Origin of the sequence: Brevundimonas sp. (genome assembly GCF_023259385.1) — a bacterium.
GTDB lineage: Bacteria > Pseudomonadota > Alphaproteobacteria > Caulobacterales > Caulobacteraceae > Brevundimonas.
In genome coordinates, this window is sequence record NZ_JAHFPF010000076.1 from 1 (window position 1) to 7,375 (window position 7,375).

The 7,375-nt window shown below is 67.6% G+C and carries 9 protein-coding genes and 1 pseudogene; 2 read left to right on the top strand and 8 right to left on the bottom strand.

Translation table 11 applies throughout. The features are described from left to right. The 5 genes from Q0C81_RS07615 to Q0C81_RS07635 all read right to left on the bottom strand — a co-directional run. Positions 1 to 489 (bottom strand): patatin-like phospholipase family protein (locus tag Q0C81_RS07615; protein WP_291835896.1); only part of this gene is annotated, 489 nt, incomplete at its 3' end. 2 nt (positions 490 to 491) lie between these two features. After that, positions 492 to 1,340: a 3-hydroxybutyrate dehydrogenase gene (locus tag Q0C81_RS07620; RefSeq protein WP_291835900.1), complete on the bottom strand. Its 849-nt coding sequence runs from the start codon at positions 1,338 to 1,340 to the stop codon at positions 492 to 494. An 81-nt stretch (positions 1,341 to 1,421) separates the two neighbouring features. Further along, complete coding sequence (gene yaaA, locus Q0C81_RS07625; protein WP_291835903.1) at positions 1,422 to 2,192, bottom strand: peroxide stress protein YaaA; 771 nt, start codon at positions 2,190 to 2,192, stop codon at positions 1,422 to 1,424. A gap of 54 nt (positions 2,193 to 2,246) precedes the next feature. Then, complete coding sequence (locus Q0C81_RS07630) at positions 2,247 to 3,065, bottom strand: NAD(P)H-hydrate dehydratase (protein ID WP_291835906.1); 819 nt, start codon at positions 3,063 to 3,065, stop codon at positions 2,247 to 2,249. Between the two features lie 4 nt (positions 3,066 to 3,069). Continuing rightward, positions 3,070 to 3,588, bottom strand: coding sequence for a hypothetical protein (locus Q0C81_RS07635; RefSeq protein WP_291835909.1), 519 nt, complete (start codon positions 3,586 to 3,588; stop codon positions 3,070 to 3,072). Positions 3,589 to 3,722: 134 nt separating this feature from the next. Between Q0C81_RS07635 and Q0C81_RS07640 the strand changes: the two genes are divergently transcribed. Continuing rightward, complete coding sequence (locus Q0C81_RS07640; protein WP_291835915.1) at positions 3,723 to 4,061, top strand: P-II family nitrogen regulator; 339 nt, start codon at positions 3,723 to 3,725, stop codon at positions 4,059 to 4,061. Positions 4,062 to 4,136: 75 nt separating this feature from the next. Further along, positions 4,137 to 5,546 carry a type I glutamate--ammonia ligase gene (gene glnA, locus Q0C81_RS07645; RefSeq protein ID WP_291835918.1) on the top strand — a complete coding sequence of 470 codons (1,410 nt, stop codon included), beginning with the start codon at positions 4,137 to 4,139 and terminating at the stop codon, positions 5,544 to 5,546. 55 nt (positions 5,547 to 5,601) lie between these two features. Here glnA and Q0C81_RS07650 read toward each other — a convergent pair whose 3' ends face one another. The 3 genes and pseudogenes from Q0C81_RS07650 to Q0C81_RS07660 form a co-directional block, all read right to left on the bottom strand. Further along, a complete protein-coding gene (locus Q0C81_RS07650; protein ID WP_291835921.1) occupies positions 5,602 to 6,183 on the bottom strand; it encodes a hypothetical protein in 582 nt (193 codons plus the stop codon). 27 nt (positions 6,184 to 6,210) lie between these two features. Continuing rightward, a complete protein-coding gene (locus Q0C81_RS07655) occupies positions 6,211 to 7,200 on the bottom strand; it encodes a hypothetical protein (protein ID WP_291835924.1) in 990 nt (329 codons plus the stop codon). A 63-nt stretch (positions 7,201 to 7,263) separates the two neighbouring features. Further along, positions 7,264 to 7,375 (bottom strand): annotated as a pseudogene (locus Q0C81_RS07660) (twin-arginine translocase subunit TatC); the annotation flags it as partial.

Below are 7,375 nucleotides of genomic sequence, written 5' to 3' on the forward strand. Positions count from 1 at the left end.
GCCCTGTTTCACCGCCGTGGCCGAGACGAAGACGGAGATGGACGAGGCGCGCACGGCCTCGAAATCGATGGCCGTGTCGAGGACCCGCCGGAGCGGGTTCAGGTTGAAGGGGTTGAACTGATAGGGGCTCATCGACAGGGCGATGTTCTCGCCGGTGCGCCAAAGGCCGGTGTCCTTCAGCCAGCCGGGCGTCAGGGCCGCGCTCCAGATCGAGGAATCGCCGAAGACGTTGCGGCCGCCGGACTGGTTGACCTCGCGCCACAGCAGGTCGAGCTGCCTGCGGGCGCCGTCGGGGCCGCCGGTCTCAAGGCCGCTGACCAGGGCCGCGGCGTTCATGGCTCCGGCGGAGGCGGCGGTGACGGCGCGGACGTCCAGGCGGTCGTCCTCGAGCAGGCGGTCGAGCACGCCCCACTGGAAGGCGCCGTGGGAGCCGCCGCCCTGAAGGGCGAGGCAGACCGGACGACGCTTGGGGGCCGCCGGTTTGGCCATGGCTATTGCGCCGTCCAGCCGCCGTCGATGGAGAAGCTGGCCCCGTTGGCCGAGGCGCCGAGGTCGGAGACGAGGTAGAGGAACATCCCGGCCAGCTGGTCGGTGGTGACGAATTTCTTGGTCGGCTGGGAGCCCAGGATGACGTCCTTGAGCACCTGCTCCTTGGACATGCCGCGGGTGCGGGCCTGGTCGGCGATCTGCTTTTCGACGATGGGGGTCTCGACGAAGCCGGGGCAGATGGCGTTGCAGGTGATGTTGTCCTGCGCCACTTCCAGGGCGACGGTCTTGGTGAAGCCGAGGACGCCGTGCTTGGCGGCGACATAGGCCGACTTGAACGGGCTGGCGACCAGGCCGTGGGCCGAGGCGATGTTGACGATCCGGCCGCGGCCCTGGGCCTTCATGATCGGGATGGCCGCCCGCGTCGCATAGAAGGTCGACGACAGGTTGATGGCGATGATCTGCTCCCACTTGTCGGCGGGGAATTTCTCGACGGCCTCGACGTGCTGGATGCCGGCGTTGTTGACCAGGATATCGACACGGCCGAGCTCGTGCTTGCCGAAGGCGACCATGTCGGCGACCTCGTCGCCGCGCATCATGTTGGCGGCGTGGTAGCGGACGCGCACGCCGCAGCTGGCCTCGATCCCGGCGCGGGTGCGTTCGATCTCGGCCGGGTCGCCCAGGCCGTTCAGGACCACGTCGCCACCCCGGCTGGCCACGGCCTTGGCCAGCGCCAGTCCGATTCCCGAGGTCGAACCCGAGATCACCGCCACCTGGCCCTTGAGGTCGCCGACGTCGCGGAACGGTTCGCTCTCGCTGGAGGCGCCTTCACCACGCTTGGGCCACTGGAACATGTTGTCTTTCCTCGGAGGACTTTTCGACTCTGGCCTCGGCGCGACTCTAGCGTCAGGCATACGTCATGGCGACTGTCGGGCTCAAGTATTTCCCGATCTGATGAATATCCACTCCGTGTCCGAGGACGCGGACTTGTCGAAGCGGTAGCCGTCGCGGTCGAAGGCCTTCAAATCCTCCGCCCGGTCGATGCGTTCGTCGATGGCGAAGCGGGCCATGGTCCCGCGCGCCCGCTTGGCGAAGAAGGAGATGATGCGCCGATCGCCGGCCTTGTCCTCGTAGAAGTTCGGCGTGACCACCGGCAGCTTCAGGGCCTTGGCGTCGACGGCGCCGAAATACTCCTGGCTGGCCAGGTTCACGAGGGTCGGATCGCTCTGGCCCTCGGCGTCGGCGTTGAGGCATTTCGAGATGCGGTCGCCCCAGAAGTCGTAGAGGCTGGAGCCGCGCCGGGTCTTCAGCCGCGTGCCCATCTCGAGGCGGTAGGGCTGGATCCGGTCCAGCGGGCGCAGCAGGCCATAGAGGCCGGACAGGATGCGCAGGTGCGCCTGGGCGAAGGCCAGGCCCGCCGGGTCCAGCTCGCGGGCGCGCAGGCCCTCGTAGACGTCGCCGGCGAAGGCGAAGGCGGCCTGGACCCCATCGGTGGAATCGGGCGCGAAGGCCTGGAAGCGCTCGCGGTTCAGCCGGGCCAGATCGTCCGAAATGCCCATCAGGCGGCGCAGCTCGGCCACGGTGCGGGCGCGGGCGGTCTTGGACAGGGAGGCCGTGTCCTCGAGGAAGCGGCGCTCCGAGGCGGGGACGGCGGGGTCGGCTTCGGTGAAATCGAGACGCTTGGCCGGGGACAGGACGATCAGCATGCGGTCCTGTTAGGCCGCTTCGGTGACGATTTGAACCGGACCCGGGGTCGCGGCTCAGCCGCCCTGTGCATAGAGGAGGGCCAGAACGGCGGGCAGGCGCTCGGGCAGGTCCTCGGCGATCAGGCCGGGACCGAAGGCGCGGGCGGCCTCGGCGTGCATCCAGACGGCCGCGCGGGCGGCGTCGAAACTGTCCATGCGCTGGGCCATCAGGCCGCCGATCATGCCCGCCAGCACGTCGCCGGAGCCCGCGGTGGCCAGCCAGGGCACGCCGTTGTGGTTCAGGGCGAGGCGGCCGTCCGGGGCGGCGATCACCGTCTCCGGCCCCTTGAGCACGACCACGGCGCCCGCCCGCTCGGCCGCCTCGCGCGCCGCCGTCTCGCGGCCCTTGCCCAGCAGGTCGGGGAAGAGGCGTTTGAACTCGCCCTCATGCGGGGTCAGGACGTCGTCGCGGTCCAGCAGGCCGAACAGTTCGCCGGGCCAGGCTTCGAACACCGTCAGGCCGTCGGCGTCCACGATCAGGGCCGCGCCGGTCTCGGCCAGGGCGCGGACGTTGGCCGAGGTGGCGTCGTTGACGCCCGCCGCCGGTCCCACCACCACGGCGTCCATGCCCTGGGCCGCCGCCTTCAGCGCCTCATCGGAGGCGAAGGGGGTCAGCATGATCGCCTCGATGGCCGGGGCGATGACCGCCGCCGCGTCGGGCGGGCACAGGATGCGCACCACCCCGGCGCCGATGCGCAGGCCGGCGCGCGCCGCCAGCCGGGCGGCCCCGGTCTGGGTCGCCTTGCCCGAGACCACGCCCAGCCGCCCGCGCGCATGCTTGTGCGCATCGACGCCGGGCCAGGGCAGTTTGGCGTGCCAGTCTTCGACGACCATGGTCCTAGGCCTTTCGCGTGAACACGCGGCCGCTCATCGCGCCGCCGAAGACCTTGACCGGCCGGTCCTCGATCCGGAACTGCCCGGTCCCGGTCAGTCCCGCGACCAGGGCGTCCAGGCTGGTACTGTCGTTGTAGGGCGCGAACCGATGCAGCAGGCGGCCGTCGCGGGAGAAGAGGGACAGGGCGCCGGGCGTCGACTTGTGAAGATCGGCGGTCTGGATCTCCGCATAGCGGATGTGGGTCGTCTCAGGCCGCCCGGCGGTGCGGACAGTTATGGCGTCGGCGCCGAAGTCCACGTCGGTGGCCTTGTACAGCCGCCGCACCATCAGGATCGGAAGCGGGAGAAACACCAGCGCGGCGATGATCCCCATCAGCTTCACCGACGGGAAGGCGTTCACGAAATCCGCCAGTCCGCCGAAGCCGAAAACGAAGAAGAGTCCGCCGAACGCGACCGCCAGGAATCCCAGGGCGACGGCCAGTCCCACCCGCCTGTCGGTCTGTTTGAACCTTATGCTCGCCATTCCAGCCTTCATGCCGATACGTTTTCGTCCGCTTACGGTTCGCCGCGCATGCGAAAAACACTTGCCTTATTGTGCAATGCAATGTCCCTTTGCTGCCCGAGCGCGCGGCATTCCAGAGCCCGCCGGGAACGCCGATGAAAAAGATTGAAGCCGTCATCAAGCCTTTCAAGCTGGATGAAGTGAAAGAGGCCCTGCAGGACGCGGGCGTCCAGGGGATGACGGTGCTCGAAGCCAAGGGCTATGGGCGTCAGAAGGGCCATTCGGAACTCTACAGGGGCGCCGAGTACGTCATCGACTTCCTGCCCAAGATCAAGATCGAGGTCGTGGTTTCCGACGACCTGGCCCCGTCGGTGATCGAGGCCATCCAGACCGCAGCCCGCACCGGCAAGATCGGCGACGGCAAGATTTTCGTGTCTGACGTCCTGGACGTCATTCGCATCCGCACTGGCGAAACGGGCGCACAAGCCGTCTGATCGCTCAGACCACCGGCCGTGTCCCCGGGCGCGGTCGTCAACGAAACCTCCCCATAAGAAACAGGACCTCGAAGAATGAGCGACGCGGGCAAGATCCTTAAAGAGATCAAGGAGAAAGACGTTCGCTACGTCGATCTCCGCTTCACCGACACAAAGGGTCGGATGCAGCACGTGACCTTCGACATCGACCTTGTCGACGAGGAATTCCTCGAAGAGGGCACGATGTTCGACGGCTCGTCGATCGCCGGCTGGAAGGCGATCAACGAGTCCGACATGCTGCTGAAGCCGGACCTTGCGAACTTCTGGATCGACCCCTTCTACCAGCAGACGACGCTGTTCCTGTTCTGCGACGTGCTGAACCCGGACACGGGCGAGCCCTACAACCGCGACAGCCGCTCGATGGCCAAGAAGGCGCTGGCGTACGTCCAGTCCTCGGGCGTGGGCGACACCGTCTATTTCGGCCCGGAAGCCGAGTTCTTCATCTTCGACGACGTGCGCTGGTCCACCGCCCCGCACGACACCGGCTACACCTACGATTCGATCGAGCTGCCGGCCAACACCGGCGCTGAATACTCCGAAGGCAACATGGGCCACCGCCCGGGGCCCAAGGGCGGCTACTTCCCGGTCAATCCGACCGACAGCGCCCAGGACCTGCGCGGCGAGATGCTGGGCGTGATGCGCGACCTGGGCATGCAGCCCGAGAAGCACCACCACGAGGTGGCCCCGGCGCAGCACGAGCTGGGCCTGAAGTTCAGCGACCTGCTGACCATGGCCGACCGCACCCAGATGTATAAGTACGTGATCCACAACGTGGCCGCCGCCTACGGCAAGTCGGCCACCTTCATGGCCAAGCCGACCTTCGGGGACAACGGCTCGGGCATGCACGTGCACCAGTCGATCTGGCGCGACGGCAAGCCGCTGTTCGCGGGCGACAAATACGCCGGCCTGTCGGACCTCTGTCTTTGGTACATCGGCGGCATCATCAAGCACGCCAAGGCCATCAACGCCTTCGCGAACTCGACCACCAACTCCTACAAGCGCCTGGTCCCGGGCTATGAAGCCCCGGTCAAGCTGGCGTACTCGGCCCGCAACCGCTCGGCCTCGATCCGTATCCCGTGGGTCAACTCGCCCAAGGCCAAGCGCATCGAAGCCCGCTTCCCGGATCCGATGGGCAACCCCTACCTGACCTTCGTGGCCCTGCTGATGGCCGGCCTGGACGGGATCGAGAACCGCATCGATCCGGGCGCGCCCGCCGACAAGAACCTGTACGACCTGCCGCCGGAAGAGCGCGGCAACATCCCCGAGGTCTGCGGCTCGCTGCGCGAAGCCCTGGAGAGCCTCGACAAGGATCGCGCCTTCCTCAAGAAGGGCGGCGTCATGGATGACGACTTCATCGACAGCTACATCGAGCTGAAGATGGAAGAGGTGATGCGTCTGCAACTGCACCCGCACCCCGTCGAATTCGACATGTACTACAGCTGCTGATCGACAGCGGGGGCTGATCGAGGAGGGCGCCGGCGGGAAACCGCCGGCGCCCTTTTCATTTGGGTGAGCTGTCGTCGAAATGTTCGGCGTGGAACCGCCGTGCACTGGTCAGCGCGTCGTCCAGGTTCTGGCCGTCCCAGCCGAACTCCAGCAGGCTCTGGCCCACGCCTGGGCGCGAATAGGACAGGCAGATCAGGCCTTGGCGAATGCGGGTTGAGGCCCAGTCGAAGGTCAGGCCCGCCTTGGTGGAGGACCCGGCGAACACCTGGCCGACTTCGCGCTCCACCCGCCGTTCAAGAGGCTCCCACGAGTGGTCGGTGCTGAAGCGGGCGATCTCGGCGTCGTAGCGACGGCGATCGAAAGTGATCGGCGAGCCGTCGTGCAGCCGCCATTCGACCGTGCTCTCCGTCCTCTCCACCTCGACCGTCACGTCGCCGCAGCCCACCACGCCGCAACCGCATCGTCCGATCAGGAGGCGCGCAGGGTTCCTGGCGAACTCAAGGACAAGCTCAGGCGGGTCGAGGCCCAGGCAGTCCTCTGCCAGCCAGTCGGCGCCGTCCACGAGCGGCCGCGCCTCATGATCGTTGCTGGAAGGGGAGGCGAGAATGCGAAAGGAAAGAACCGAGGTCATGTGCAAGTACCGCCGAACAGCCGGCCCGGCGACCTAGGCCGCCAGCTGTTCGATCAGCGGCTGGAGCGTTTCGTCCGTATACGGAGCAAGGTCCTTCAGGAAGCCGATCAGGGCGCGTTCGTTGACGTCGAAATCGCCGTCGCGGCCGATGCGGTCGACCAGCCAGCGCGCCTCCTCGGCGTTCACCGGCGCGGCGGTCGAGGCGGCCTGCTGCCGGGTCTGTTCGCGCTCCCTGAACAGGGCTTCGGCGGCGTCGGGTTCGAACAGACCGCGGATCAGCAGGGCGGGGGTATGCCAACCGATGTTGTGGACGGCGGTCTGGCCGAACTCCTTGACGATGCCGCTCATGATGCCGGCGTCGGGGTCGGCCAGCCAGCGCTCGCGGCGCAGGGCCTCCTCGCGGCCGGGCGGGGCCCATCCGGCGGCGGCGGTGACGGCGTTGGCCACGGCGCGCATGAAGAAGTCGGTCCAGGACGGATCGTTGGCCGCGCCGCGCGTGGCGTCGTTGAGGTCGAACAGCACCTCGGCCTCCTCGCGCGAGATGGCGAGACGGCCCGGGCCGGAGGGGGCGAACATCAGCCGGCGCATGCGCTGGACCTCGGTCGCGCTGATCACGCCGTCGTTCTCGACCACGGAGCGACTGACCAGGCTGAGGCCGAAGGCCGCGAGCGCGGCCGGGGCGCTGTCGGCCTGTTCCAGCACCCGCACCACCAGTTCGATCTCGGTGCCGTCACGGGCCCGCCTGTCGACCTCGATGCGGGCGATCAGCCAATCGGCCTGGGCGTCGGTGACATAGCCCGGAGGCTCCTGCTGGCGGACCAGCCAGTCGGTCAGGGCTTCCAGGAAGAGCATGCGCCATTCGGCGACGCGGCGTTCCGTGCCCTCATCGATGCGGAACAGGGCCTCGGCCTCGTCGCGGGTGACGGTGACCTCGCCGAAGATGTTCTGACGCAGCGCCAGGATGTCGGCCGAGGTCACCTCGCCGCGCGCGATGATGTCGTTCGAAAGGTCGATCAGGCCCATGTCCACGCTCCCGGTTTCCCGCAAAGGTGCCCTGCTGGGCGTTACGGACGGGCTAACGCTGGATCAGGCGGCCAGTCCGTCGGCGACGTCGGCCTTCTTGCGGCGCATCTCGATCAGGCGGACGCACCAGATCGAGATCTCGTAGAGCAGTACCAGCGGCACCGCGAGCATCAGC